We start from the raw sequence: 26,623 nt of genomic DNA on the forward strand, positions 1-26,623 counted from the left end.
CTTTCGCAAGCCGCTCCGGACGTAACTTTTGCCGAAGGAAAACGTTTTACGGAAAACAACCAACCGAATGGAAGCCATGAAAAGAATCATACTGATCCTGGGGAGCCTGTTCCTCGGATACGCGGTCTTCGCACACCCGGCGGACCGCTATTTCGACGACGACGATTACGATGACGGCGATCTGTACGAATGGGGCGTGCAAATCAACAATTACGCGGCCCCTTATTCCGACCAGTTCGTGATCTGGGCCGCACGGGAATACAATTTCCCGCGCAACGACCTACGGTACTACCTCCGCAAAGGATACTCGCCGAGCGACCTGCTGGCCGGAATCGAACTGTCGCGCCGATCGGGATATCCGTTGCGCGCCGTGATGGACTATTACCGGCGCGGCAAAGACCGCAACTGGATCAACGTTTCGCTCCATTTCGGAATCGGACGTTCGTCGGCGGACTTCCGCATCATCCTCGGCAGGTTCCGCGAATACAGTCGGTACTGGAACGCATACTACGCGCACCGTCATCCGGGACGGGTTCCGCCTCCCGTTTACCGCCACGGCTGGTCTTACTTCCGGCCCGATGCGCCGCACCGCCGGCCCGCGCCCAAACCTCCGCGCCCGGTCGTACGCCCCCCGCACCCTCCGCGTCCGCAAATGCCGGGCAACCGTCCCGCCGTTCCGCCGGGACATCCGGTTCGGCCGCAGCGGCCTTCGAGCACCGACCGGCCGCAGCGCCCCGAATACCGTCCGCGGAACCAAAAATCCATCTCCGGACATAGCGCGCGCGACGCTTCGCGGAGAAACGACGACCGCCGCAGCGACCGAGAGAAGGATCGGACGCAAAAGGTCGATAAAAAGGAAAATAACAAAAGTTATCGCCGCTGACCCTACGCTCCGACCGCAACATTCCGCGCCGGACGGAAAATCCGCTGGATGTCGTTGCCGGAAGGATTCTGAAACAGCACCAGGTCGAATTCGGGCACGACCGCGATGATATGGTCGAACAGATCGGCCTGGACGCTTTCGTAGGCGACCCACTCCTTGATGACCGAAAAACAGTACACCTCGACCGGAATCCCGTTCGGAGTGGGCTGTAGATGGCGCACCATGCAGGTCAGCTCGTGGTTGACGACGGCCAATTTTTTCAAGTAGAGGTTCAGGTAAGCTCGGAAAACAGTCAGGTTGGTCAGCCGGAAAAAATCGGCGCCGTTCGGGTTTTCCGCACCGTTACGGTACCGGTCGAATTCGGTCTCGCGCTGAACGATATAGTCGTGCAACAGCTCTATATCCTTATATTTTTCGGTCATTTCGGGCGTACAGAACCGGACGCTGCCCAAATCGATGTTGATCGAACGCATGATCCGCCTGCCGCCGGACTCCTGCATCCAGCGCCAGTTCTGGAACGAATCGCCGGTCAGGATGAAAGGCGGAACGGTCGTAACCGTATTGTCGAAATTCTGTATCTTGACCGTATTCAGCGTCACTTCGAGCACCGTGCCGTCCACGTTGTACTTCGGCATACTGATCCAGTCGCCCGGTCTCAACATTTTGTTGGCGGACAACATGACTCCGGCCACGAACCCCATGATCGTGTCCTTGAATATCAGCATCAGGATCGCCGCCGAAGCGCCCAACCCGGCCAGCAGCTTCAGCGGCGAACGGCCGATCAGCAGGCTGGTCACCACGATCGCCGCCAAAAAGAACAGACCGACCTGCAGGATTTGAAGCAGGCCTTTCAACGGGCGGTCGTGCAGGGTTTCTTTCTGTTCCAAAATGCCGAAAAACACCTTCAGCAGCATGTTGACGAACATGACGACCACGAAAATAACGTACAGCAAACAGATTTTCCGGAGCAGCACGGGCGTTTCGGAATGTTCCGGAAAAGCCAGCGGAATCAGGATATAGATCAATGCGACCGGAACGATGTTCGAGAACTTGCGCAGCACGTCCCGATTGAACAACAGTTCGCCCCAACGCTTCTTCGTCCGGACGATGATCCGCCTGCCGACGGCGAGAATGACGAAACGACAAATGACGTCGGCCGCCAACGCGCAAAGCAGGATCATCGCGATGATGACGAACTGATCGAGCAGATGGGCCGTCTCGGGCTCGATACCGACCTGCACGAGCAGGTTGTGCGCCCATTTAACCAGAACACTATCTTCCATAAAAACTGAAAATCAACATTTATCCGAAGTTTACGAGCAAATATTTGGCCAATGCCCGAACCGCCCGCGACAAATGCCGGAAACCGGCAAACAAACGCCCGCGCAACGTCTGCCCGCCAGGCAAAAGAATACGAAAAAACGTCCGGGGCACATTCGATTTTGAAACGAATTTTCTATATTTGCAGGAACCTGACTTCCTTAACTTAACTTTTTACTTCGCATGCACAAAAAGACGAAATGGGCAATTACCGCCCTGATTCTTGTCGTCGCGATCGGTCTGGGCACTTACCGGCTGATGCGCGAAAAAAAACCGGATGCCGGTATCGACGCACCGCCGGCCTCTTCCAGAGCCAACATACTGAACGTAAACGCGCAGATCGTCCGCGAACAGGAACTGAGCGACGGCATTTTCACAATCGCCACCCTGCTTCCGGATGAGGAAGTCGACCTGACGTTCGAAACATCCGGCAAAATCGAGCAGATCAATTTTACCGAAGGAACCGTCGTGCGCAAAGGCGATCTGCTGGCCAAAGTGAACGACAAGCCGCTTCAGGCCCAGCTATCGAAATTCGAAGCCCAATTGAAGCTGGCCGAAGACCGCGTGTACCGTCAGAGCGCACTGCTCGAAAAGGATGCCGTCAGCCAGGAAGCCTACGAACAGGCGCGCACCGAACTGGCGACCCTGAACGCCGACATCGCCCTGGTCAAAGCCAATATCGGCCTGACCGAACTGCGCGCGCCGTTCGACGGGATCATCGGGCTGCGCCACGTCAGCGAGGGGGCTTACGCTTCGCCGTCGGTAGTCGTGGCCAAACTGACCAAGACTTCTCCGCTGAAAATCGAATTTTCGGTACCCGAACAATACGCGTCCGAGATCCGTAAGGGAACGCGCGTCACTTTCCGGCTGACCGGGGAACTCAAACCGTTCGAAGCCTCGGTTTACGCCATCGGTTCGAGCCTCGACGCCAACCACCTGCTTCCGGTGAGAGCGCTCTATCCGAACGCCGACCGGAAACTGATGCCCGGCCGCTTCGCCAACGTGTATGCGCAAACGCGCAAGGTACTGAACGCCATTGTCATTCCGACCGAAGCCGTCGTCCCGGAACTGGGCGTAGACAAGGTCTTCCTGTACAGGAACGGAACAGCCCAGCCGGTGCAGATCGAAACCGGACTGCGCACCGACGCTCAGGTCGAAGTGGTCAGCGGATTGCAGACGGGCGACACGCTGATTACCTCTGGAACGTTGCAGTTGCGTACCGGACTGCAAGTGAAACTCGACCGTATCGACTAATTCCGCCGCCGTATGAATATTTCAGAAATCAGTATCCGGCGGCCGGTGCTCGCCACGGTGATGACCGTGATCATCCTGCTGTTCGGCCTCATCGGGTACAATTACCTCGGCGTGCGGGAGTATCCGAGCGTCGACAACCCGATCATTTCAGTCTCGTGCTCCTACCCGGGCGCGAACGCCGACGTAATCGAGAACCAGATTACCGAGCCGCTCGAACAAAACATCAACGGCATCCCCGGCATCCGCTCGCTGTCGAGCGTCAGCAGCCAGGGATCGAGTCGCATCACGGTCGAATTCGAACTGTCGGTCGACCTCGAAACCGCCGCCAACGACGTGCGCGACAAAGTCTCGCGCGCACAACGCTACCTGCCGCGCGACTGCGATCCGCCGACCGTATCGAAAGCCGATGCGGACGCTTCGCCGATCCTGATGGTCGCCATCCGCAGCGACAAACGCTCGCTGCTGGAACTGAGCGAAATCGCCGACCTGACGGTTAAAGAACAACTTCAAACGATCAGCGACGTCAGCAGCGTTTCGATCTGGGGTGAAAAGCGCTACTCGATGCGGCTGTGGCTCGACCCGGTCAAAATGGCCGGTTTCGGCCTTACGCCGGTCGACGTGAAAAACGCCGTAGACCGCGAGAACGTCGAACTCCCGTCGGGCAGCATCGAGGGAAACACCACGGAACTGACCATTCGCACGCTCGGACTGATGCACTCCGCAGAAGAATTCAACAGTCTCATAATCAAAGAAGAGAACAACCGAATCATCCGATTCCGCGACATCGGACGGGCGGAGCTCGGCCCGCAGGACACCCGCAGCTACATGAAGATGAACGGGGTGCCGATGGTCGGCGTCGTCGTGATCCCGCAGCCCGGAGCCAACCACATCGAAATCGCCGACGCGGTCTACGAACGAATGGAACGGATGAAAAAGGATCTGCCCGAAGACGTGGAAACCAGCTACGGATTCGACAACACGAAATTCATCCGCGCCTCGATCAACGAAGTCGAAAGCACCGTATACGAAGCCTTCTTCCTGGTGATCGTCATCATTTTCCTGTTCCTGCGCGACTGGCGCGTGACGCTGGTGCCGTGCGTAGTAATCCCCGTCTCGCTGATCGGATCGTTCTTCGTGATGTACCTGGCCGGATTCTCGATCAACGTGCTGTCGATGCTGGCCGTGGTGCTGGCCGTCGGACTGGTCGTCGACGACGCGATTGTGATGACCGAAAATATCTACATCCGCATCGAACGCGGCATGAGTCCGAAGGAGGCCGGTATCGAAGGAGCTAAGGAGATCTTTTTCGCCGTCATCTCGACGACCATCACGTTGGTGGCCGTCTTTTTCCCGATCGTATTCATGGAGGGCATGACCGGCCGGCTGTTCCGGGAATTCAGCCTCGTAGTGGCCGGCGCGGTGATCATTTCGGCATTCTCGGCGCTGACTTTCACACCGATGCTGGCGACCAAGCTGTTGAAGCACCGCGACCGGCCGGGGTGGTTCTACCGCAAGACCGAACCGTTCTTCGTCGGCATGAACCGTTTTTACAGCCGCACGCTGGCGGCGTTCCTGCGCCGCAGGGTGCTCGCCTTCCCGATCGTGCTGGCGATGGTCGGCATCATCTACGTCCTGTGGAGCCGGATTCCGTCCGAGATGGCGCCGCTGGAAGACCGTTCGATGATTACGATCAATACGCGCGGACCGGAAGGCGTCACTTACGAATACATACGCGACTATACCGAGGACATCAACCGGCTGGTCGACACGCTGGTTCCCGAATCCCGGGCCGTCACGGCCCGCGTATCGAGCGGCAGCGGAAACGTGCAGATCGCGCTGAAAGACATCACCGAACGCCAACGGTCGCAGATGGATATCGCCGAACAGCTATCCAAAGCGGTCAAAAGCAAGACGATGGCCCGCGCGTTCGTGCAGCAACAATCGACTTTCGGCGGCCGACGCGGATCGATGCCGATTCAGTACGTGCTACAAGCCACCAACCTCGAAAAATTGCAGGAGGTACTGCCGGAGTTCATGGCCAGGGTCTACGACAACCCGACTTTCCAGATGGCCGACGTCAACCTGAAATTCAGCAAACCCGAAGCCCGCATTTCGATCAACCGCGACAAATCCAACCTGATGGGCGTCAGCACCCGCGACATCGCGCAGACGCTGCAATACGGGCTCAGCGGCCAGCGCATGGGGTATTTCTACATGAACGGGAAACAATACGAAATACTCGGCGAGATCAACCGGCAGCAGCGCAACAAGCCGGTCGACCTGAAATCGATCTATATCCGCAGCGACAAAGGCGAGATGATCCAGTTGGACAACCTGGTGAGCCTGGCCGAAGGCATCGCGCCGCCGCAGCTCTACCGCTACAACCGTTTCGTTTCGGCCACGATCTCCGCAGGCCTGGCCGAAGGCAAAACGATCGGTCAGGGACTCGACGAGATGGACAAAATCGCGAAAGAGGTACTAGACGACACGTTCCGCACCGCGCTGGCCGGCGACTCGAAAGAGTTCCGCGAAAGTTCGTCGAGCCTGATGTTCGCCTTCGTGCTGGCCATCGTACTGATCTACCTGATCCTCGCCGCCCAGTTCGAAAGTTTCAAAGACCCGTTCGTCATCATGCTGACCGTACCGCTGGCTGTCGCCGGAGCGCTGATATTTATGTTCGCGACCGGGCAGACGATGAATATTTTCAGCCAGATCGGGATCATCATGCTGATCGGCCTGGTCGCCAAGAACGGTATCCTGATCGTCGAATTCGCCAACCAGAAACAGGGAACGGGCGTCGCCAAGATGCAGGCCATCGAAGAAGCGGCGCTGCAACGCCTGCGCCCGATCCTGATGACCAGCGCCTCTACCATTCTCGGGCTGCTGCCGCTCGCCTTCGCCACCGGCGAGGGAGCCAACGGACGGATCACAATGGGGATCGCCGTGGTGGGCGGCATGCTGGTTTCGACGATCATGACGCTGTACATCGTCCCGGCCATATACACCTATGTCTCCACGAACCGATTAAAAAAGCAAGCATGAGAAAATACGTTTTGTCGATCGCAGCGGGATGTCTGTGCGGAATGTTGTCGGCACAGCAGACCTACACGCTGCAAACCTGCCTGCAGGAGGGACTCGAGAAGAACTACGCGATCCGCATTTCGAAAAACGAACAACAGATCGCCGCGAACAACGTGACGGCGGCCAATGCCGGCCGCCTGCCGTCGCTCGACCTGGCGGCCGGTTATTCGGGCGCCCTGAGCGAAAACCGCACCGAAAGCGCCGAAGGAGAACGCGGCAGCGTTTCCGGAGTTTACGACCAAACGGTAAACGCGGGACTCGACCTCGGCTGGACGCTTTTCGACGGATTCCGGGTGCAAACCAATTACAAGCGATTGGAGGAACTGCGCGGTCTCGGCGAAGTCAATGCGCGGATCGCTATCGAGGATTTCGTAGCGGGACTGACCGCCGAATATTACAATTACGTACAGCAGAAAATCCGGCTGAAAAATTTTCTTTACGCCGTCTCGCTGTCGAAAGAGCGGCTGCGGATCGTCGAAGCCCGCTACCGGATCGGTAACTTTTCGCGGCTCGACCTGCAACAAGCGCGCGTGGATTTCAATGCCGACAGTTCGCAGTATATCAACCAGCAGGAACTGGTGCAGGCGTCGCTGATCCGGCTGAACGAACTGATGGCGGGCCCGGACGTCAACGCTCCGCTGCAAATCTGCGACTCGCTGATCCGGGTCAACAGCCGGCTCGAAGAAGGTGAATTGCTCAAGCGGATGCTGCAAACGAACGCCTCGCTGCTCAAAGCCGACCGCAATACGGCGCTCGCCGGACTGGATCTGAAAACGCTCCAAGCGCGAAACTATCCTTACGTCAAACTGAACGCAGGATACGGTTACCAACTGAACCGCTACGGCAACAACGCCAACCGGCAGCGGCAAACCTGGGGCCCGGACGTCGGCGCGACGCTCGGCATCACGCTGTTCGACGGCAACCGACGGCGCGAACAACGCAACGCCCGCATCCAGATCGAAAACGCCGAGCTCACCCGGCAACAGCTCGAACTGTCGCTGCGGGCCGACCTGGCCGACTTCTGGCAGGCTTACCGCAACAACCTCGAACTGCTGAAACTCGAAGAGGAGAACCTCGTCGCAGCGACCGAGAACCACGAAATCGCAATGGAGCGCTACCTGCTCGGCGACCTGTCGGGCATCGAGATGCGGGAAGCCCAGAAAAGCCTGCTGGACGCCGAGGAACGCATTCTCTCGGCGCAATACAACACGAAGCTGTGCGAAATCTCGTTACAGCAGATCAGCGGAAACATTTTGTCTTATCTGGAATAACTCCGTACAATTTTTTATCTTTGTACAATAAACGAAGAACCGAATCAACCTTATGAAAAAACTTTTACTTCTCGCCGCAGCCGCAGCGCTGCTCGCCCCCCAAGCTTACGGGAAAGAGAAAAAAACTTCCGCGCCGGCCTCCACGATCAAAGTACGCAACGTGCTCGAACCGGCCGCTTACGGAGCCACCCATTTCGGCGGCTACCTGGGCGAAAAACTCGACCTGTGCATCAACAACCGGTTGATGGCCCAAGACATCGAACGGGTCGTACAGCCGTTCCGCGACAAACCGGACGGCAACTGGGGCTTCCGCTCCGAATTCTGGGGTAAATGGTACACGGCGGCCATGCAGGGCTACGGTTATGCGCCGACCGCCGAGAACCGCGCCGTGGTAGATAAAGCCGTGCAGGAACTGATCGCCACGCAGGACAAAAACGGATACATCGGTACCTATCTCGACGAGAACCACCTCGGCGAATGGGATATTTGGGGCCGTAAATACGTCATGCTCGGCCTGCTGGCCTATTACGACCAGACGCAGGACAAAAGCGTGCTCGACGCCGCCTGTAAAGTGGCCGACAACCTGATCTCAGAAACCGGTCCGGGAAGCGGGGTCAACATCGCCGCGACCGGATGGATCGGCTGGAAAGGGCTAGCCTCCTGCTCGGTATTGGAACCGATCGCGCTGCTGTACCAGAAAACCGGGGATAAACGCTACCTCGATTTCGCCGAATATATCATCAAGTCGTGGGACACGCCGAACAAGCTGACGCCGACCGGACTACGGCTGGTTCAGGAAGCCGTGTCGGGCACTCCGTTATGGAAAATGAGCGGCGCGCCGAAAGCCTACGAAATGATGTCGTGTTTCGAAGGGCTGTGCGAAATGTACCGCATTACGGGCGATCCGCTCTATTTCGAGGCCTGCCACAAGTTGATCAACACGATCATCCGCGACGAAATCATGATCGTCGGATCGGGTTCGATGGCCGAAATCTGGTGCCACGGCAAGATGCGCCAAACCGAACCGATGTATCAGGGGATGGAGACCTGCGTGACGGCAACCTGGATGAAGTTCCTGTATCAAATGTTGCGCCTGACCGGCGACAGCCGCTATGCGGACGAACTGGAAACCAGCCTTTACAACGCCCTGCTCGCCTCAATGTCGCCGAAAGGGGAATGGTGGTCGTACTACGCCGGCCTGATGGGCGAACGGGTACACAGCCACCAGCAGTTCCCGGACGTGGTGATGAGCTGCTGCGTAGCCAACGGTCCGCGCGGACTGATGATCACTCCCTCCTGGGCCGTGATGACCACCGCCGACGGCGCCGCAATCAACCTGTACGGCAAAATGAACAGCACCGTCAAGACGCCTTCCGGACAACCGCTGAAAATCAATATGGAAAGCGAATACCCGGTACAGGGGAACGTGGCGGCGACCGTGAATTTGCCCCAAAGCGAAGCCTTCGCGCTCGAACTGCGCATCCCGCAGTGGAGCAAGCGCACTGCCATCAAGATCAACGGAGAACCTTACGACGGTTACATCCTGCCGGGCACGTACGCTTCGATCGAACGCACTTGGAACGACAACGATAAGATCGAGGTCGAACTGGACATGCGCGCGCGCGTGGTCGATGCGCCGTCGGGCGTAGGCGACGCCGCCATTGTCCGCGGGCCGATCGTCCTGGCGTTCGACTCGCGGCTGATTCCGCGTCGCGACGGCGTGACCGAACCGCCGATGTACCGCTACGAATTCATGCGCGACACGGACAACTACATCGACGTTCAGTTGGTCGAAAACCCGGAAACGCCGGCGATCTGGATGACGTTCGACGTACCGTGCAAGGACGAAGCGGGCAACAAACACATCCTGCGGATGTGCGACTACACCTCGGCCGGAAATACCTGGCAGGAAGGCAATATCTTCCGCGTATGGGCGCAACAGCCGTTCGATTTCCGTCACCTGTACACGAACAACGTGGATTGGCGCGTCAACGTGACCGTAGGCGTCGGGCGTCCCGAGATTCCGGACATTTATAAGAAATAATATTTTCACCCTATGTTCGAAGCGCCTGCACGACTCGTGCAGGCGCTTCGAACGTGAATACGGATATGACGACGATAACCCGGGCGGAAAGATGCGACCTGCAACAGATCCTGGATCTGCAATACCTCGCTTACCGAAGCGAAGCCGAATTGCTGAACGACTTCCGGATTCCCCCTTTGCTGCAAACGCTGCAAGAGCTGCGAGCGGAATTCGAAACGGGCGTCGTACTGAAAGCGACCGACGGCTGCGGCAGAATCGTCGGCTCCGTCCGCGCGCATACGGACGGTCGCACGCTGTTCATCGGCAAACTGATCGTCGGGCATCAACAACGGAGAAAAGGGATCGGCACCGAACTGCTCGGATCGATCGAAAAAGAGTATCCACCGATGCGAACTCTTCACAAGCCATAGCAGCGTTCGGAACCTGGCTCTTTATCGGCGGCTGGGCTACCGTCCTTTCCCCGAAAGAGAGGCCTATCCCGGAATGCGGCTCGTCTATCTGGAAAAATTTCCCAGGCAGGAAAACGTTCCGGCGGGCGAAATCCCGTAATTACGAAAAAAAGGAAAACGACCGACAGACTGCCGGTCGTTTTTCGTTCTTATATAAGTCGCGCCTCGCTACGAAAACAGGCGACCTACTTTTTCGGCCACCTCTTTTGCATCCGGATCGATCGGGAAGACGGCCGACGGCTTCAGGTAATGTAATTTTTTGCCCTGCATAAAGCGTTTCTCCCCACCGCCGGTAACGTTCAGCATAACGATCTTTTCCGGATCGACCTCGCCGTCGCGCACCGCCTGGATCAGCGTAGCCAGCGCCACGGCCGGAGCGGAGTAAATATCCACGCCTTCGCACTCCAGGAAAAGCTCTTTAGCGGCGCGCGCTGCTTCGTTGGTCGCAACCAGGATATCGCCGCCGGTATCGGTCAACGCATCGAAGAGCCCGCCTTTGATCCCGTAGGGCGGCTTGCGGTTCGACAGCACTTTGGCGTCGATCTCTTCGGCGTCGATACGGGCGCAGTCGTCGTTGTAAGGCAGCATTTCGCGCGAGCGGGCTTTCCATGCATTGTACATCGGCACGAACGGCGCGTTCTGCGACACCATCAGCCGCATTTTGTGATTGCCGAACCGACCGTCCTCGATCAGGCGCAGGTTGGCTTCCCAGGCGGCGATCGCTCCGGTTCCGCTGCCTACGGCTTGGAAATAGTAGTCCGGAATCCGGCCGATATGCGTTACGGCCGAAAGCACCGTGGTCGCCATCCCGTCGCGGCGAGCCACGTTCTTGGCGCCGCCTTCTGCGAAAAATTTATCGGATTGCAGGGCGAGGTTACTCAGATGGATCGCATCGAAATAGTCGCTTCCCTTCTGCGAAACGATCAGTTTCACGCAATCGTTCAGCGGCGCGTCGAACCACAGCGCGTCGATGTTGTCTTCCGGCACGCTCAGCAGCAGCGGAATACGGTTATCGGAACAGACTTTGGCAAAAGCGCGCGCCGTATTGCCGGCCGAAGCCACCACCAGCACTTTGTCCTTGTGGCTGCCGTTCAGCCTTCCGCAAACCGAATACGCCTCCGTCTCTTTGAACGAGCAGGTGGACATCCGGGCCCCGATCTCCGGGAAATAACCGTTGAACGTAATATACAGATTTTTAAGCCCAAGTTTCTGCGCAAGTCCTTTGCTCTTGTAAGTTACCGGCGCGCACGAACCGGCCAGCATCCTTTTGACCGGCAACCATTCGGCGAAACGGTAAATCCCGTGCTCCTCGCCGTGCGGATGGATTTGCTGCGATTCGTAAACGGCGCGGATCAGCGACGGATGCGAACTCTGCGTATCGTCGAGCGTCCAGCCCTCGTCTTCGAAAATCCGTTTCGTCGCGACATTCTGCAACTTATACCTGGTGGCGTTAAAATTTTCCATGTTCTTAATCGGATGAACTATCGTTTCTGCGTTTCCCGAACGACCGGGACGCTTTACAAAAGTAGGACAATTTTAAGAAACAGCCAACAGAAACGACCGGATACAGACCCCGCAACAACCACAGATACCGCAAAATACGTCTTTATACTTACGTCCGATTTCCCCTTTGCCCGACGAATGCGACCGGATCGGCCATCGCACAAAATCCGGGGAGCAGCGCTCTTTTTTTTCCGGAAGGAAAAGCCTACCTTAGTGGCGGGCAATCAAAAGACGGAGACTGACATGGGAGCAAAAACGACACTGGACCGCGACATCAGCTGGATGTATTTCAATCACCGGATTCTACAGGAAGCGCAACGGGACAATGTTCCGCTGCTGGAACGGCTGAAGTTCCTCGGCATCTATTCGAACAACCTCGACGAATTTTTCCGGGTGCGGGTCTCCACGATGAAACGGATCGTGGAATACGACAACGAACCGCAGAACCGGCCCGCATCGACCATCCGCGAGCTGCGCGAAATCACCCGGCTGACCAAGGATTATTCGCAGGAATTCGACGAAACGTTCGAAAACCTGAAGGGAAAACTGGCCTCCGAAGGCATTTTCATCGTCAACGAGCAGCAGCTCACCGATGAGCAGCAGCGCTACATCCGCACGGTGTACCGGACGGATCTGAACAGCGCCACCTATCCGTTGATCATGACGCAGGGATCGAAGCTCGACGAACTGACGGACTCAAGCATCTATCTGTCCATCAAAATGATTCGCCGAAATGCCGCAACCGGAAAACCGGTGCGCGACTTCGCGCTGATCGAACTGCCGACCCGCGAGTTCGACCGTTTCATCGTGCTGCCGTCGGACGGCGACACGACCTGCATCATCTTCCTCGACGACGTGGTGCGTTTCTGCCTGCCGTTCATCTTCGCCGGGCTGGGTTACGAATCGTTCGAAGCCTACACGCTGAAATTCACGCGCGACGCCGAGATGGCGCTGGACGGCGACATCGACGAAGGACTGGTCGAAAAAGTGGCCCGCGGCGTCAAGAACCGCAAAAAGGGGGAAGCGATCCGCTTCGTTTACGACCAGCGAATGCCCGAAGAGATGCTGCGCTATCTGAAGCGCAAATTCCGCATCGACCGCTACGACGCCTGCGTCGGCGGGTCGCGCTACCACAATATGAAAGACCTGATGGCTTTCCCGGATTGCAGCCGTAGCGATCTGAAGTTCGAAAAGCGGGTGCCCGCCCCCGTTCCGTCGATGGACAGCCTCGGCAGCGCGCTCGACGAGATCCGCCGCCGGGACGTTTTTATGCACTATCCCTACCACAGCTTTTCGAACTATATCAAGGTGCTGCGAGAAGCGGCGCTGAGCCGCGACGTGCGCAGCATCAAAACGACGGTTTACCGGCTCGCCAAAGATTCCAAAGTGGTCAAAGCGCTGATCTGCGCCGCCAAGCACGGCAAGAAAGTAACGGTCATGGTAGAACTGATGGCCCGCTTCGACGAAGCGTCGAACATCGGCTGGTCGAAAAAAATGCAGGACGCCGGCATCCAGGTGCTTTTCGGCGTCGAAGGACTGAAGGTACACTGCAAACTGACCCATATCGCCTCGACAAAAGGCAATGTCGCCTGCATCAGCACCGGCAACTTTCACGAAGGAAACGCCCGCACCTACACCGACACCGTCCTTTTTACGGCCGACAAAACGATCGTCCGGGAAGTCGACCGGGTATTCGAATTCATCCACCAGCCATACAAAACGATCGCCTTCCGGAAGCTGATCGTTTCGCCGCAAGGGATGCGCAAAAAATTGTACGCGCTGATAAACAACGAAATATTCAATGCCAAAAACGGCAAAGAAGCCTATATCTTGTGTAAAATCAACCACATCACCGACGCCAAAATCGTCCAGAAACTGTACGAAGCTTCGGCGGCCGGCGTCAGTATCCGCCTGCTGGTGCGGGGCAACTGTTCCCTGGTCGCCGGACTCGGTCCGAAAAGCGATCGCATCGAAATCCGCGGCATCATCGACCGTTACCTGGAACACGCGCGCATCCTGATCTTCTGCAACGGCGGGGACGAACAATACTATATCGGATCGGCCGACTGGATGCCGCGCAACATCGACCACCGGATCGAAGCCTACGCACCGGTCTACGATCCGGAGATCCGACGGGAACTGAAAACGATCGTCGAATTCGGACTGGCCGACAACGTGGCGGCGAGGATCGTCGACGGCACCGGCCGAAACCTCATCTACGACAACGGAGAACCGCCGTTCCGTTCGCAACAGAAACTATACGAACACTATCACGACCTCAGCGGAGACCTGTAACTTTCAAACACTTTCCGAACCATGCAAAACAAAAAACTGAATTTCGCGGCGATCGACATCGGATCGAACGCCGTACGACTGCTGATCAAGAGCGTCAACGACGGCGACTCGCCCGACAAAATGACCAAAACCGTACTGCTACGCGTCCCTTTGCGGCTCGGCGAAGAGGTATTCGGCACGGGAAGCATTTCCGACGAAAAGGAGAAACAACTGCTGCGCACGGTGAAGGCTTTCCGACTGCTGATGAAAGTGTACGACGTAACGGCCTACCGCGCCTGCGCGACGTCGGCGATGCGCGACGCCTCGAACGGTATGCAGATCGCCCGGAAAGTGCATAACAAGACCGGCATCCGGTTGGAAATCATCAATGGGCTCGAAGAGGCGCGGATGGTTTACGACAGCCACATTGCCGACCTGCTCGGCCGCGAAGGACATTACATTTATGTCGACGTCGGCGGCGGCAGCACCGAAGTCAGCGTCATCTCGAACGGGAAACTGATCGGTTCCAACTCGTACAACATCGGGACGGTACGCTCGCTGGGCGGCATGGTCAAACTCGCCGACATCGAGTCGCTGAACCGCGACCTGGCCGTACTGGCCGCCGATTATCCGGATCTGAAAATCATCGGCACGGGCGGCAACATCAACAAGCTCTACCGGCTCAAAGGCAATAAGAACGACAACCGGCTCGACGTGGCCGACCTGAAGGCCATCTACGACGAACTGAAAGCGCTGACGGTCGAAGAGCGGATCTCCGCATTCCGCCTGAACCCCGACCGGGCCGACGTCATCATCCCGGCAGCGGAAATCTTCCTGAACATCGCCGAACGGGTCCATGCGGACAGCATCTGCGTGCCGACGATCGGCATTACCGACGGCATCGCGCACGCGCTTTACATCCGTTACCTGAACGACCGGGAAGACTGACGGCAGGCTCCCGTTTTTTCGAACGGAAAAGTCCGGAACGCCACAGTACTGCGGACGGCCGCACCGGAAAAAACAGTTCCGCAATATAATTTTTCACTTCTCCAACACACGCGCCAATACGCTGACAACAAAACTATTACAGCATACGTTCCGAACAAAAACACATTTTACGCATTTCAAAAACGACCGGACTTTGTAACTAAACGAAGCTCCGGCCGTTCTACTCTCAACAAAGACGACCAAGCCGGCGTGTCGTTAAAATCAACCGAAACGTCCCGCACAAAAGCGGGCGCGCACCAAGTGTTTTAACGCTCTTGAATTGTTTAACTAAAAAACTTAATCGTCATGAAAAAAGTACTGTTATCGATCGCGGCTTTATTTACGGTAGCTACCTATGCATCCGCCCAGGAAACCGGATTCGGATTCGGCCCCAAAGTGGGCATCAACCTGTCGAACCAAACCCTGCTCGACGGAGATTACAAAACGGGCCTGACGGCCGGCGTATTCGCAGACTACCGTTTCAGCAACCTGTTCGCCCTGTCGGCAGACGTACTCTACTCGCGTCAGGGAACCAAAGGCGAAGGCGTCAAAGTGAAGACCGATAACCTGAACATACCGATCCTGGCGAACTTCTACCTCGTAAAAGGACTGGCCGTCAAAGCCGGTATTCAGCCGGGCTTTCTGCTCAAAGCCAAAAACAACGACGTCGACGTCAAGGCTGCTTACAAGAAAGCGGACGTTGCCGTACCGGTCGGCGTTTCATACCTGTTCAACTGCGGCCTGATCCTGGACGCCCGCTACAACATCGGCCTGACCAGCCTCGCCAAAGACAAGGACATCGTCACGCGCAACAGCGTATTCGCCGTTACCGCCGGTTGGAGATTTTAATCGCGACCGAGACAGGCAAACGCCCGGATACGACCGGAGCGGATTTAAAAAAACAGGGCGTCTTTCTTTCGAAAGACGCCCTGTTTCTCATGTTGCTTTTCGCTAATCGTCGTAACCGGTCAGCTTGAATTTAGTATCGAATTTCAGCTCGAAACCGTTATCCAACTTGATCTCGTAACCTCTACGATCCCGTTCGATCTTCACGATTTTCTGCTTCGGATGCTTCTCGGCAACGTGCTTTTTGATCAAAACGGGAACGGTGTTAGCCGGAATAACGGCATATCCGCCGTCTACTTCCTCCCACTCTCCCTTTTTGTCGAATTTTACTTTGGTGCCGTCCTCGAACAACACCTCGTACTCTTTGCCGGTCCACTCGTTTTCCACTTTGGCGTAAGACACCGTGTTATCCGGGAAACAGGCTTTCAGAAATTGCTGCGCCTTTACCGGCAGGTTGTTCACCTCGATCGGCGTGCCGTCGTCGGCGGAAACGGTGAGTTGCATCGCGAACAGGCAGGCCAACAAAACAAACGCTTTTTTCATAGCTCCTAATTTTTTTTTTAAATAATAATCGTTTAGACTCCCTGCAAAGGTAATACCTAAAACTTATCGGGCCGCAGTTTACGGACGAACGCCGGAGGCGCGGCCCGGCTACGCTCGGAATACGGAAAAGCAAAGACGCTTTCAATCAGCGTCTTTGCTTTACTTCGGTTCCTGTCCGGAACAATTCCGAACCCCGTAATTTTTCGAACGGATTACTGAACCTCTTGGATGATATTCCAATTGTCGATTCCGATCACCGCCTTATAAGGTTCGAAAACCGCATCCTCGGTTGACGTCCCGGCTGCCTGATAGGCATACCATACGAGTTTTCTACCCATCGGATCGTCGGGATCGTTCGGGAATTTGCGCAATCCGATCCGCAGGCCGTATTCCTCGGGATGATCGATCCAGTTATGCCACTGCATCGCGTCGATGCCGTCGAGCTTTTTCAGCTTTTTCCAGGCATAAGCGAAACCGGCGGCCTGTTCTTTAAGATACATGTCCGCATAGGTTCTCGAATTGGTTCCGTTTTCGGAGAGCCATACCGAACGCTTGATCGTCTTCTTGTACTTATTTTCCGATTTTTTGGCCCAGGCGCTCAGCACTTCGAGGTTTTTGAACGTCACCAGCTTCGTATTCATGTTGAACGAAGCCTTATTATCGTTCCAGGTTTTCGCATCGTTCAGATCCTGCGGATAAGGATGGTAAGCCACCGCCCATTGGAAGTCGCCTTCCGCCGTACCGAATTTCCTCAGCAGATCGAGCATGTCGCGGGAAGCGTAACTGTCCGAAGCGGCCTCCGTCCACGAATGCGTAAAGGAAGCGAACACCTCGGTATTCGGATCGTACTGCCGAGCGATGTTGTAGCACATTCGCATCGACTTGAGATACGTATCCGTATAAATGGTGATCGGCTTGACGCCCATGTTCGTCCAGTCGAGCCCGGCATCGACCTCGTTGTGCATGATCCAGTGGTGGATACGACCGTACGGACTGCCGGTCTGGCAATAACGGCTGGCCAGGAAATCGAGCGCGGCGGCATAACAGTTCACGCTCTCCGGATTGGTCATATTCGGCATCGTGTAGATCCCCCGCGAAGTGTAATCCGGATGCAGCAGCAGTTTTCCCACCTCCGAGCTCGAAGGAGCGACCAGGAGGATAGCGGCAACGACGATATTCCGTTTCTGGGCCGCCTGCAACGTTTTGTCATAGTTTTCCACGCTGCCTTTATCGAAATAGTAGATTTTACCGCCGTATTCGTGCGCGATGGAATTGCCCGAAGGACTGAGCGACATCATGCCGACGAAAGAAACGTTCATCGTGATGCTGGTAATCCCCAGATCATCCAGATCGCTCTCGGGACCGCCCAAATGGTATCCGCCGAGCCCCTTTTTGCTGGCGGGTTTCGCTGCGGGCAATTGTTGCGTCGAAGCGATCTCGGTAGCGTAACGCGCATGAGACACCAATTTATCTTTCGTATCGCCGTTCTCTACGATCGCCCATTTCGAAAGGGTCCGGTCGTATTTGAACCCGTCCCGTTCGACATAGCGGTCCATTTCCTTGCTGAACGTCCCGTCGGTAAGAGCCGTTTTGAACTCGAATTTGGTCGTTTTCAGCAGATCGACGTAAGGCGGAATTTCGCAAAGGCTATAGCTGCCCGAAGCGGAACAGTTCCCTTTCACGGTAATTTTGGTCAGTCCGGCTTCCACCGAGGTTACCGACGTAGAGGACGGATACAGCGTCGACAGATAGGATTTCAGGTTGTTTTCGAACGCCGCTTCGGACTTGCTGTTCTCTTCTTCCTCTTCGGCCTCCTGTTTCTCCTGCTCGGTCATTCCGCGGAAATGAATCCCTTTTATATAGAGTTTAATCCCCGATTTGTCTCCGAAATCGACCCGCAAACAGTTACCGGCTTTCCCCCATGCGAATTTTACGAGCGATTCGCTCACGTTGGCTTTCCAGGTTTTCCAGGTCTGCGAAGCGGGAATCCCGTCCACTTTCACCGAACGGTCTTCCGACACGCCGGAAGAAGGAGTCGAGGCGAAAAACAGTTGTAAGAATGAAATTTCCTTATCGCAACGGTACTGAAAGGTAAGAATGCAGGAGTCCGCCGGATTGGTACGCTCCAACGAATTGGTGAAAATGTAGGGGTCCGTCCCGGTCATCGACATTTCGTACTCGCCGGTCGAAACTTCTTTGACGGAAATCTGATTCGCCGTCTTGGTAGCGAAGGTCAGGTATTCGGTTTTCGGAGTCGGCGTAGGATCCGGGTCGGGGGGATTAGGTCCCGGACCGGGATCGTCCCCGTTATCCTTTCCACAGGACGCCAACAGCAACGCCGCGACCATCAATGCGGGAACCGCTTTCCGGCAGACGGCAACCGAACGCTGCCAGAAAACGCCCGCGGACAAAATGCCTTTCGGTTTGAAATCGACTCGTTTCATCTTAATTAAATCAGGTTACAAAACCTCCGAAGGGAAGTTTTCAAGGTTAATTTTAAGTTAAAAATAATTCCGTAATCATTTTGCAAAGTAGGAAAAAAATCGCCGATTAACAAATTTCCGAAAATGATTTTCGGCCGAGGGCGTCAAACTTTCGACGAAAACGATCCGGCGAATCCGGACATTTCCGTCCGAAATTCGGCATTTCCATATCCGCCTCATTTTTATAACACTATGTATCAACCGAATAAACCCACACATGTAACTTATCGCCGAAATATGCGTTATTTAATAAATAAGATTATTTTACCGTACCCCGATTACCTCGGACAGAAGAAATGAATCCGTAAATATCTCCGGAGAAATTCCGCGCCCCCCGGAACAAAGATTTGCGGAGATATCTGATTAAAATTACCTTTGCGGAGAAAATCCGATAAATGTATCCGACAATTATGAAAATACGCTTATTGTTAACGCTCCTGGGCGCCGCAGCGCTGACGGTTTCCTGCATCAAGGACGAACCGCTGAACGCCGAAGCGGACATCATCGAATGCACCGTTCCGGGAGACATCGTCAAAACCGATCCCAAGATCGCCGACAACACGGTGATGATCCTGATCGTCCCGGGCTCGACGGACGTTACCCGGATGGCCCCGGAGTTCAAGCTGACTCCCGGAGCCGTCATCGAACCGGCATCGGGCACCGTCCGCGATTTCACCACTCCGAAGCTTTACAAAGTCACCTCGCAGGATGGGCGCTGGAACAAATCCTACTTGGTCAGCGTGATCGAAACCGACCTGCCGACCCTGTTCAGTTTCGAAGACTGGAAAGAGATAGGAAAATACGAACAGCCTTACGAAATCATCGCCGGGGGTGTGGCCCAAGAGATATGGTCGTCCGGAAATGCGGGTTACGCGCTGACCGGAGGCGCATCCGTCCCGAGCAAATTTCCGACTTGTTCCACCCCGATCGCCCACGGAGGCCGGCTGGCGGCCAAACTCGAAACCAAATCGACCGGGACGTTCGGTTCGGCCCTGAACATGCCGATCGCCGCCGGGAACCTGTTCATCGGAACGTTCGACGGTATGCTGGCTACCAAAAATCCGATGGAGGCCACCCGGTTCGGTCTTCCGTTCGGCAAAAAACCGCTGCGTCTGAAAGGTTATTACAGCTACGTGTCGGCCGGCAACGTGACCGATAAATACAACAACCTGGTGATCCCCGAACAGCGGGATTCCTGCCAGATTTACGCGGTGCTGTACGAGACGGACGACAACGTCGAATGCCTGTTCGGCGACAACGTGCTCACTTCGCCGAACATCGTCGCCAAGGCCGTCGTCCCGGACCCGGTCGAGTCGCCGCTGGGAACCTACCTTCCTTTCGACGTGGAATTCACCTATCTCAAGCGGTTCGACGAGGAAAAAATGAAGAATTACAAGTACAACCTGACCGTCGTCTTCTCGTCCAGCCGTTACGGAGCCTATTTCAAAGGAGCCGTAGGAAGCACGCTGCTCGTGGACGACGTAGAAGTGATCTGCGAAGAGAAACCGGCAAACTAACCCGACAACCCAACTATGACGATGAATAAAAAACACATCATCTGCCTGGCGGTCGCACTGCTGTGTATCGGCGGCGTATCCGCCCAGTCTTTCAAAAAATTCGAATACCGCGTCAAGGCAGGTTTCAACATCGGCGGCACGACCCCGCTTCCGCTACCGGCCGAGATCCGGAAACTGAAAGCGTACTCGCCGACGCTGGCTTTCGCCATCGAAGGAAACGTCGTCCGAAACCTGACTGCGAAATGGGCGCTGATCAGCGGACTCCGTTTCGAAACGAAGGGGATGTCGGCCGGCGCCCAGGTGAAGAATTACCAACTGACGATGAACGTGGACAACGGCGACGAACAAGGGCTGATCTCCGGAGTATTCACCGGACAGGTCAAAACCCGGGTGCAGAACGAATACCTGACCGTGCCGGTGATGGCAATGCGCCAGGTCTCCCCGCGTTGGGAACTGAAACTGGGGTTCTTCTTCTCATACCTGTTGCGGGGCGGCTTCAGCGGAAACGCCTACGACGGATACATCCGCGACGGAGATCCGACCGGAACCAAGATCGGCGTCGAGTCGGCCACGTACAATTTCGATAACGACATCCGGCGGTTCAACTGGGGCGGCGAATTCGGAGCCGAATGGATGGCTTACCGCCACCTGTCGGTATACGGAGAGCTGACCTGGGCGGCGAACTCGATCTTCAAAAAAGGATTCAAAAGCATCGGGTTCAACATGTACAACGTCTACCTGAACATCGGGTTCGGATACGTTTTCTAAAGGCATCCGGCCGGTTCGCATACGCCGGGAAAAACGGACGATCCGTTTTTTCCGGCTTTTTTATCGGAGAACCGCAGGCAACGAGCCGGTAATTCCGGTAAAATTCCGCACGGTTCAAAACTTTTTGCGGAAAATGGCGTACTTTTGTGTCGCTTCAATTCATTCGGAACATGAACGATCTACTGACACATATCGCCGCTTGCGTCGGGGGCGCATTCGAAGGGACGGACACGACCGTCGTCCGCGTGACGACCGACAGCCGGCGAGCCAACCTCCCGGAAGGTACCCTTTTCGTCGCGATCCGCGGAACGAACCGAGACGGACACGACTACATCGAACCGTTATACCGCAAGGGAGTGCGCGCCTTCATCGTCGACGCCGCCGTCGACGTCCGACGCTACCCGGAAGCCGGATTCGTCCGCTGCGACGATTCGGTAGCGGCGTTGCAGCGGCTGGCCGCCTGCCTCCGCGACCGCATCCGCGGCAAAGTGGTAGCCATCACCGGCAGCAACGGCAAGACCGTCACCAAAGAGTGGATCGCCCAGCTCTGCCCGCCGGGCGTAAAACTGTTCCGCAGTCCGAAAAGCTACAACTCGCAGATCGGCGTACCGCTGTCGCTGCTGATGACCGCGGGCGACGAGCAGATCGCCGTGATCGAAGCGGGTATCTCCCGCAAGGGCGAGATGCAGTCGCTCGAACGGATCGTCCGTCCCGACATCGGCATCATCACGAACATCGGCGACGCCCATCAGGAGAATTTCGACACGCCGGAAGAAAAGGCCGAAGAGAAACTGAACCTGTTCGCCCACACGCCGACGATTATCTACAATGCCGGCGACCCGCTGTTGCGGCGCCTCGTTCCGGCCCGCTATCCCGACCGGCAGTTGATCGCCGTCGACGCGAGCCGCTGCGACCTGAACGGACTGCCCTACCCTGACGCCGCCTCGCGCGAAAACGCGGCCGAAGCGCTGACCCTGTACGGAGTAATGGGGTACGACATGTCGCAAGTCCGGGGCGGACTCCGCTCGCTGCAAAACGTAGCGATGCGGCTGGAACTCAAAGACGGCATCAACGGCTGCAAAATCGTCAACGACAGCTACAATTCGGACATCAACTCGCTGGGCATCGCGCTGGAATACCTGTCGTCGGTAGCCGGCCACCGCGAAAAAACGCTGATCCTGTCCGACATCGACCAGAGCGGTCTGAAACCCGACCGGCTGTACGCCGGGGTGGCCGAACTGCTGAAGGCGAACGGAGTGACCGAACTGATCGGTATCGGCGAAGAGATTTTCAAACATGCGGAGGCATTCGACTGCCGCAAGGAGTTCTACCTGACCACCGAAAATTTCCTGCGGGGCGTCAACCGGTCGCGCTTCTCGAAAAAAAGCATCCTGCTGAAAGGAGGACGCCGGTTCCAGTTCGAACGGATCGGACGCATCCTCGAAGACAAGATACATACGACCGTACTGGAAGTCAACCTCGACCACATGATACACAACCTGAACTACTTCCGCAGCCTGCTGCGCGAAGGAGAACAAGTGATGGCGATGGTCAAGGCGTCCGGCTACGGCAACGGCACTTTCGAAGTCGCCAACATGCTCGAACAGCAGGGCGTCGGCTTCCTGGCCGTCGCGTTCGCCGACGAAGGCGTCGCACTGCGCGAGGCCGGCATCACGATGCCGATCGTCGTGCTGAACGCCGATTCGGACAGCTTCGACTTGATGCTCGACTACCGGCTCGAACCGGAGATTTACAGCCGATCGTCGTTGCAGTCGTTCGCCGAAACGGTACGCCGGAACGGAGAAACCGACTATCCGATCCACATCAAGCTCGACACCGGCATGCACCGCCTCGGATTCGAACGGCAGGACATCGACCCGCTGATCGACGCGCTGAAAACGATCCCGGAACTCTACATCCGCACGATCTTCACGCACTTGGCCGGTAGCGACGAAGCCCGGCACGACGACTTCACGCGCGGCCAGATCGCCCTGTTCCGCGAATTGAGCGACCGGCTGGTCGCCGCCTTCCCGCAGCGGCACATCCTGCGGCACGTCGACAACAGCGCCGGGATCGAGCGCTTCCCGGAAGCGCAGTTCGACATGGTACGGCTCGGCATCGGACTGTACGGCATCAGCGTCGCCCACCAGGAGCACCTGCTGCCGGTCAGCGCGCTCAAAAGCCGCATCGTCCAGATCAAAGAGGTTCCGGTCGGCGATACGGTCGGCTACGGCCGCCACGGAATCGTCGCAGAGCATCCCGTGCGTACGGCGACCGTCCCGATCGGCTATGCCGACGGCCTGAACCGTCGGCTCAGCTGCGGAAAATGGAGCTTCATCGTCAACGGCCGGAAAGCCCCGATCATCGGAAATATCTGCATGGACACCTGCATGATCGACATCACCGGCATCGACGCGCACGAGGGCGACACGGTCACGGTCTTCGGCGAAGGAGCGCCGGTCGGCGAAATGGCCAACGTACTGGGAACCATCCCCTACGAAATCATGACGGGTATTTCGACCCGCGTCAAACGAATCTACACCAAAGAGTAATGGGAAAGGGGAAAATCTACATGCTGCCGACCCCGATCGGCGATACGCCGGTATGGGATGTGCTGCCGCAATACAATCGAACCGTAATCGACCGCCTGGAATACTTCATCGTCGAAAACACCCGTTCGGCCCGCCGTTTTCTGAGCCGCGCCGGCATACAACGGCCGATCGACTCGCTGCGTTTCGCCGAACTGAACGAACACTCGACGCCGGAAGCGGTGGCCGAACTGCTGACCCCGGTGCTCGCCGGAACGGACGCCGGCGTGATCTCGGAAGCGGGCCTGCCCGGCGTAGCCGACCCGGGCGCGGACCTGGCGGCGCTTGCGCACCTGCACGGCGTGGAAGTGGTTCCGCTGGTCGGCCCGTCGTCGATCCTGCTGGCGCTGATGGCCTCCGGGCTGAACGGGCAGTCGTTCGCTTTCAACGGCTACCTGCCGGTCAAACAACCCGAACGCGGCCGGGCGATCCGGCATTTCGAAAAACGGGCGCAAACCGAGAGCCAGTCGCAGATCTTTATCGAAACGCCTTACCGCAACCTGAAACTTTTCGAAGATTTTCTGAAGGAATGCAACGGGAATACGCTGCTGACGGTCGCGGCGGATATCCTGCAACCCGACCAACTTATCCGCACCGCGCAGATCCGCGACTGGAAGGCGAAAACGCCCGATATTCACAAACGCCCCGCGATTTTCATCCTCGGCGTCTGAGCGGGCCGCCCCCCGGATTATATACAATCGAGGTCGATTCCGTCTTACGCCCGAACTTTGTTCTGCCCGAAAAGGCCGCCGGGAAAATGCTTCCGGAACGTATCGTCGATGATGTGAATCCCCTCTTTGGTCGAGATGCCTCTGAAAAAACACATCGTGATGTACTTAAAGGCATCGGACACCGACACGTGCACCTCGTCGTACACCGAAGGCGAAGCGAAAATGGTATTGATCGAGGCCATCAGCGCGACGGCCGTAAAGTCGAGGTTGAGCTCCGGGAAAAACAACCCTTCGTCGATCCCCTTCTTCAGGGATCCTTTCAGTCGCTCCTGCCCGCGCTGGCGAATCTCGGAATAGACCCGCTCGAAGACGGCGGGATAGAACCGTTTCAGATCGCTCATGAAATTGATGTTGGTCATCATCATGTTTTCCCAATCTTCCAGTAGCAGGATAAACTCCTCGATGACGTTGCGGGCCGATGCGACACGCCGGTCGTGTTTTTCGTCCTGCGACGCATAAAAATGCCGCACGCATTCGACGATCAGCGACTCCCGGTCGCCGAACAATTCGTAAATCGTCCGCTTAGAGACGCCCAGGCGGGACGCGATATCGTCCATCCGGACCGACTTCACGCCGTTACGGACAAACAGATTCGTCGACTCCGCTACGATTCTATCTTTTAGCAACATGGCAATACCTTAACAATCCGGTTCCAAAGATACGAAATAAAACTAATAAACAAAAAAAGTTTTCAAGTTTACAAAGTTTTGCGCCGGATAAGGCTCCGCCCGGCCACGCACAGCGCATCTTCCCGTCGCCGATCCGGCCACGCGACCCGTCGAAAACAACGGAACGTTTCCCCCTGTCGGGAACCCGTCACACAAACCGTTTGTCGTCCAGATAAGAATCTTTGTAACCGAGGAAATAGAGAATGCCGTCCAGCCCGATCGTCGACAGCGACTGTCCGGCCGTGGCTTTTACTTTCGGTTTCGCGTGGAATGCGATACCGAGCCCGGCCACGCTGAGCATCGGCAGGTCGTTGGCTCCGTCGCCGACGGCGATCGTCTGCTCAATGTCCACGTTTTCGACTTGCGAGATCAGTTTCAGCAATTCGGCTTTGCGCTTGCCATCGACGATGTCGCCGAGGTAACGGCCGGTCAACTTGCCGTCAATGATCTCCAGTTCGTTAGCGTACACGTAATCGAACCCGAATTTCTGCCGCAAATAATTGCCGAAATAGGTGAACCCGCCGGACAGAATCGCCGTTTTGAACCCGATGCGCTTGAGGATATGCATCAACCGGTCGAGCCCCTCGGTATAGGGCAGGTGGTCCGCAATGTCGGCGAGCACCGACTCGTCCAGCCCTTTGAGCATGGCCACCCGGCGCCGGAAACTCTCCGTGAAATCGATCTCGCCGCGCATCGCGCTTTCGGTGATCGCGCGTACCTGCTCTCCGACCCCGGCGCGCTCGGCCAATTCGTCGATCACTTCGGTTTCGATCAACGTCGAATCCATATCGAAACAGATCAGCCGGCGCGTCCGGCGGAACATATTATCGGCCTGAAACGAAATATCCATCCCCATTTCGGTCGAAAGCCGCATGAATTCGGACTGCATCCCCTCGCGGTCGCGCGGCGTACCGCGCACCGACAGTTCGATGCACGATTTTGGAGCGCGCGCATCGACATCCAACGGAATACGCCCCGTGAGCCGCAGGATCGAGTCGATATTCAATCCCTGCCCGGCCACCACGTTCGTGACCGCTGCGATCTGCTGCGCGCTCAACTTACGGCCGAGCACCGTGATGATGTAACGGTTTTTCCCCTGCATTCCCACCCAGTTTTCGTACTGTTCGGCGGTAATCGGCTTGAAACGCACCTGAATGCCCAATTCGTAGGCTTTGAACAGCAAGTCCTTCATGATGTCGCCGGCCCGCTGGGAATCGGTCTTGAACAGGATGCCCATCGACAGGGTCTGGTGGATATTGGCCTGCCCGATATCCAGGATCGTCGCATCGTAGCGCGCCAAAATATCGGTCAGCGAAGAAGTCAGCCCCGGCTTGTCCTCCCCGGAAATATTAATCTGTATGATTTCTACCTTTTCGTTCCTGTTTTCCATAGATTCGTAAAATTGCTTACTCT

At 56.5% G+C, this 26,623-nt stretch carries 19 protein-coding genes; 13 read left to right on the forward strand and 6 right to left on the reverse strand.

Annotated elements, in window-relative coordinates:
• Positions 1 to 76: 76 nt before the first annotated feature.
• Complete coding sequence (locus C1A08_RS03085) at positions 77 to 883, forward strand: hypothetical protein (protein WP_145996504.1); 807 nt, start codon at positions 77 to 79, stop codon at positions 881 to 883.
• A gap of 2 nt (positions 884 to 885) precedes the next feature.
• Here the strand turns inward: C1A08_RS03085 and C1A08_RS03090 are convergent, their stop codons facing one another.
• Positions 886 to 2,166 (reverse strand): mechanosensitive ion channel family protein, encoded by a 1,281-nt coding sequence (locus C1A08_RS03090; protein WP_101571307.1) that lies wholly within the window; start codon positions 2,164 to 2,166, stop codon positions 886 to 888.
• A 220-nt stretch (positions 2,167 to 2,386) separates the two neighbouring features.
• Between C1A08_RS03090 and C1A08_RS03095 the strand changes: the two genes are divergently transcribed.
• From C1A08_RS03095 to C1A08_RS03115, 5 genes are all read left to right on the forward strand, one after another.
• On the forward strand, positions 2,387 to 3,457 hold the full coding sequence (locus C1A08_RS03095; protein ID WP_101571309.1) for an efflux RND transporter periplasmic adaptor subunit: 1,071 nt from the start codon (positions 2,387 to 2,389) through the stop codon (positions 3,455 to 3,457).
• Positions 3,458 to 3,469: 12 nt separating this feature from the next.
• On the forward strand, positions 3,470 to 6,499 hold the full coding sequence (locus C1A08_RS03100) for an efflux RND transporter permease subunit (RefSeq protein WP_101571311.1): 3,030 nt from the start codon (positions 3,470 to 3,472) through the stop codon (positions 6,497 to 6,499).
• On the forward strand, positions 6,496 to 7,809 hold the full coding sequence (locus C1A08_RS03105; protein WP_101571313.1) for a TolC family protein: 1,314 nt from the start codon (positions 6,496 to 6,498) through the stop codon (positions 7,807 to 7,809). Before C1A08_RS03100 ends, C1A08_RS03105 begins: the two co-directional genes overlap by 4 nt.
• A gap of 52 nt (positions 7,810 to 7,861) precedes the next feature.
• Complete coding sequence (locus C1A08_RS03110) at positions 7,862 to 9,853, forward strand: glycoside hydrolase family 127 protein (RefSeq protein ID WP_101571315.1); 1,992 nt, start codon at positions 7,862 to 7,864, stop codon at positions 9,851 to 9,853.
• Positions 9,854 to 9,918: 65 nt separating this feature from the next.
• Positions 9,919 to 10,263 carry a GNAT family N-acetyltransferase gene (locus C1A08_RS03115; protein WP_216645966.1) on the forward strand — a complete coding sequence of 115 codons (345 nt, stop codon included), beginning with the start codon at positions 9,919 to 9,921 and terminating at the stop codon, positions 10,261 to 10,263.
• 207 nt (positions 10,264 to 10,470) lie between these two features.
• On the opposite strand, the gene C1A08_RS03120 is transcribed toward C1A08_RS03115, so the two are convergent.
• Positions 10,471 to 11,766 carry a cysteate synthase gene (locus tag C1A08_RS03120; protein ID WP_101571317.1) on the reverse strand — a complete coding sequence of 432 codons (1,296 nt, stop codon included), beginning with the start codon at positions 11,764 to 11,766 and terminating at the stop codon, positions 10,471 to 10,473.
• Positions 11,767 to 12,048: 282 nt separating this feature from the next.
• Between C1A08_RS03120 and C1A08_RS03125 the strand changes: the two genes are divergently transcribed.
• From C1A08_RS03125 to C1A08_RS03135, 3 genes are all read left to right on the forward strand, one after another.
• Positions 12,049 to 14,100: an RNA degradosome polyphosphate kinase gene (locus C1A08_RS03125; protein WP_101571319.1), complete on the forward strand. Its 2,052-nt coding sequence runs from the start codon at positions 12,049 to 12,051 to the stop codon at positions 14,098 to 14,100.
• Between the two features lie 21 nt (positions 14,101 to 14,121).
• A complete protein-coding gene (locus C1A08_RS03130) occupies positions 14,122 to 15,027 on the forward strand; it encodes a Ppx/GppA phosphatase family protein (RefSeq protein ID WP_101571321.1) in 906 nt (301 codons plus the stop codon).
• Positions 15,028 to 15,372: 345 nt separating this feature from the next.
• A complete protein-coding gene (locus C1A08_RS03135; RefSeq protein ID WP_101571323.1) occupies positions 15,373 to 15,915 on the forward strand; it encodes a porin family protein in 543 nt (180 codons plus the stop codon).
• Positions 15,916 to 16,017: 102 nt separating this feature from the next.
• Here the strand turns inward: C1A08_RS03135 and C1A08_RS03140 are convergent, their stop codons facing one another.
• Positions 16,018 to 16,455, reverse strand: a complete 438-nt coding sequence (locus C1A08_RS03140; protein ID WP_101571324.1) for a PepSY-like domain-containing protein — start codon at positions 16,453 to 16,455, stop codon at positions 16,018 to 16,020.
• Positions 16,456 to 16,667: 212 nt separating this feature from the next.
• On the reverse strand, positions 16,668 to 18,899 hold the full coding sequence (locus C1A08_RS03145) for a DUF5722 domain-containing protein (protein ID WP_101571326.1): 2,232 nt from the start codon (positions 18,897 to 18,899) through the stop codon (positions 16,668 to 16,670).
• A gap of 449 nt (positions 18,900 to 19,348) precedes the next feature.
• On the opposite strand from C1A08_RS03145, the gene C1A08_RS03150 reads away from it, so the two are divergent.
• From C1A08_RS03150 to C1A08_RS03165, 4 genes are all read left to right on the forward strand, one after another.
• Positions 19,349 to 20,455 carry a PCMD domain-containing protein gene (locus C1A08_RS03150; protein ID WP_101571328.1) on the forward strand — a complete coding sequence of 369 codons (1,107 nt, stop codon included), beginning with the start codon at positions 19,349 to 19,351 and terminating at the stop codon, positions 20,453 to 20,455.
• Positions 20,456 to 20,476: 21 nt separating this feature from the next.
• Entirely contained in the window at positions 20,477 to 21,223 is a 747-nt protein-coding gene (locus C1A08_RS03155; RefSeq protein ID WP_101571632.1) for a porin family protein, read from the forward strand.
• Between the two features lie 170 nt (positions 21,224 to 21,393).
• Entirely contained in the window at positions 21,394 to 23,775 is a 2,382-nt protein-coding gene (alr, locus tag C1A08_RS03160; RefSeq protein WP_101571330.1) for an alanine racemase, read from the forward strand.
• The gene (locus tag C1A08_RS03165; RefSeq protein WP_101571332.1) at positions 23,775 to 24,482 is read left to right on the forward strand and encodes an SAM-dependent methyltransferase; all 708 of its coding nucleotides are present in this window, start codon (positions 23,775 to 23,777) and stop codon (positions 24,480 to 24,482) included. Before alr ends, C1A08_RS03165 begins: the two co-directional genes overlap by 1 nt.
• A gap of 44 nt (positions 24,483 to 24,526) precedes the next feature.
• Here the strand turns inward: C1A08_RS03165 and C1A08_RS03170 are convergent, their stop codons facing one another.
• The gene (locus C1A08_RS03170) at positions 24,527 to 25,171 is read right to left on the reverse strand and encodes a TetR/AcrR family transcriptional regulator (protein WP_101571334.1); all 645 of its coding nucleotides are present in this window, start codon (positions 25,169 to 25,171) and stop codon (positions 24,527 to 24,529) included.
• 187 nt (positions 25,172 to 25,358) lie between these two features.
• The gene (serB, locus tag C1A08_RS03175) at positions 25,359 to 26,600 is read right to left on the reverse strand and encodes a phosphoserine phosphatase SerB (protein WP_055202046.1); all 1,242 of its coding nucleotides are present in this window, start codon (positions 26,598 to 26,600) and stop codon (positions 25,359 to 25,361) included.
• Positions 26,601 to 26,623 lie beyond the last annotated feature (23 nt).

The organism is Alistipes sp. cv1 (assembly GCF_900240235.1).
In the GTDB taxonomy this organism is placed as follows: Bacteria; Bacteroidota; Bacteroidia; order Bacteroidales; family Rikenellaceae; genus Alistipes_A; species Alistipes_A hominis.

Excerpts from the sequence above, each read along its gene's own strand:
- C1A08_RS03085 (WP_145996504.1), top strand. The coding sequence starts at position 77 with ATGAAAAGAATCATACTGATCCTGGGGAGCCTGTTCCTCGGATACGCG.
- C1A08_RS03170 (WP_101571334.1), bottom strand. The coding sequence starts at position 25,171 with ATGTTGCTAAAAGATAGAATCGTAGCGGAGTCGACGAATCTGTTTGTC.
- serB (WP_055202046.1), bottom strand. The coding sequence starts at position 26,600 with ATGGAAAACAGGAACGAAAAGGTAGAAATCATACAGATTAATATTTCC.
- C1A08_RS03165 (WP_101571332.1), top strand. The coding sequence starts at position 23,775 with ATGGGAAAGGGGAAAATCTACATGCTGCCGACCCCGATCGGCGATACG.
- C1A08_RS03155 (WP_101571632.1), top strand. The coding sequence starts at position 20,477 with ATGAATAAAAAACACATCATCTGCCTGGCGGTCGCACTGCTGTGTATC.
- C1A08_RS03135 (WP_101571323.1), top strand. The coding sequence starts at position 15,373 with ATGAAAAAAGTACTGTTATCGATCGCGGCTTTATTTACGGTAGCTACC.
- C1A08_RS03130 (WP_101571321.1), top strand. The coding sequence starts at position 14,122 with ATGCAAAACAAAAAACTGAATTTCGCGGCGATCGACATCGGATCGAAC.
- C1A08_RS03115 (WP_216645966.1), top strand. The coding sequence starts at position 9,919 with ATGACGACGATAACCCGGGCGGAAAGATGCGACCTGCAACAGATCCTG.
- C1A08_RS03110 (WP_101571315.1), top strand. The coding sequence starts at position 7,862 with ATGAAAAAACTTTTACTTCTCGCCGCAGCCGCAGCGCTGCTCGCCCCC.
- C1A08_RS03150 (WP_101571328.1), top strand. The coding sequence starts at position 19,349 with ATGAAAATACGCTTATTGTTAACGCTCCTGGGCGCCGCAGCGCTGACG.
- C1A08_RS03125 (WP_101571319.1), top strand. The coding sequence starts at position 12,049 with ATGGGAGCAAAAACGACACTGGACCGCGACATCAGCTGGATGTATTTC.
- C1A08_RS03095 (WP_101571309.1), top strand. The coding sequence starts at position 2,387 with ATGCACAAAAAGACGAAATGGGCAATTACCGCCCTGATTCTTGTCGTC.
- C1A08_RS03100 (WP_101571311.1), top strand. The coding sequence starts at position 3,470 with ATGAATATTTCAGAAATCAGTATCCGGCGGCCGGTGCTCGCCACGGTG.
- C1A08_RS03140 (WP_101571324.1), bottom strand. The coding sequence starts at position 16,455 with ATGAAAAAAGCGTTTGTTTTGTTGGCCTGCCTGTTCGCGATGCAACTC.
- C1A08_RS03090 (WP_101571307.1), bottom strand. The coding sequence starts at position 2,166 with ATGGAAGATAGTGTTCTGGTTAAATGGGCGCACAACCTGCTCGTGCAG.
- alr (WP_101571330.1), top strand. The coding sequence starts at position 21,394 with ATGAACGATCTACTGACACATATCGCCGCTTGCGTCGGGGGCGCATTC.
- C1A08_RS03145 (WP_101571326.1), bottom strand. The coding sequence starts at position 18,899 with ATGAAACGAGTCGATTTCAAACCGAAAGGCATTTTGTCCGCGGGCGTT.
- C1A08_RS03105 (WP_101571313.1), top strand. The coding sequence starts at position 6,496 with ATGAGAAAATACGTTTTGTCGATCGCAGCGGGATGTCTGTGCGGAATG.
- C1A08_RS03120 (WP_101571317.1), bottom strand. The coding sequence starts at position 11,766 with ATGGAAAATTTTAACGCCACCAGGTATAAGTTGCAGAATGTCGCGACG.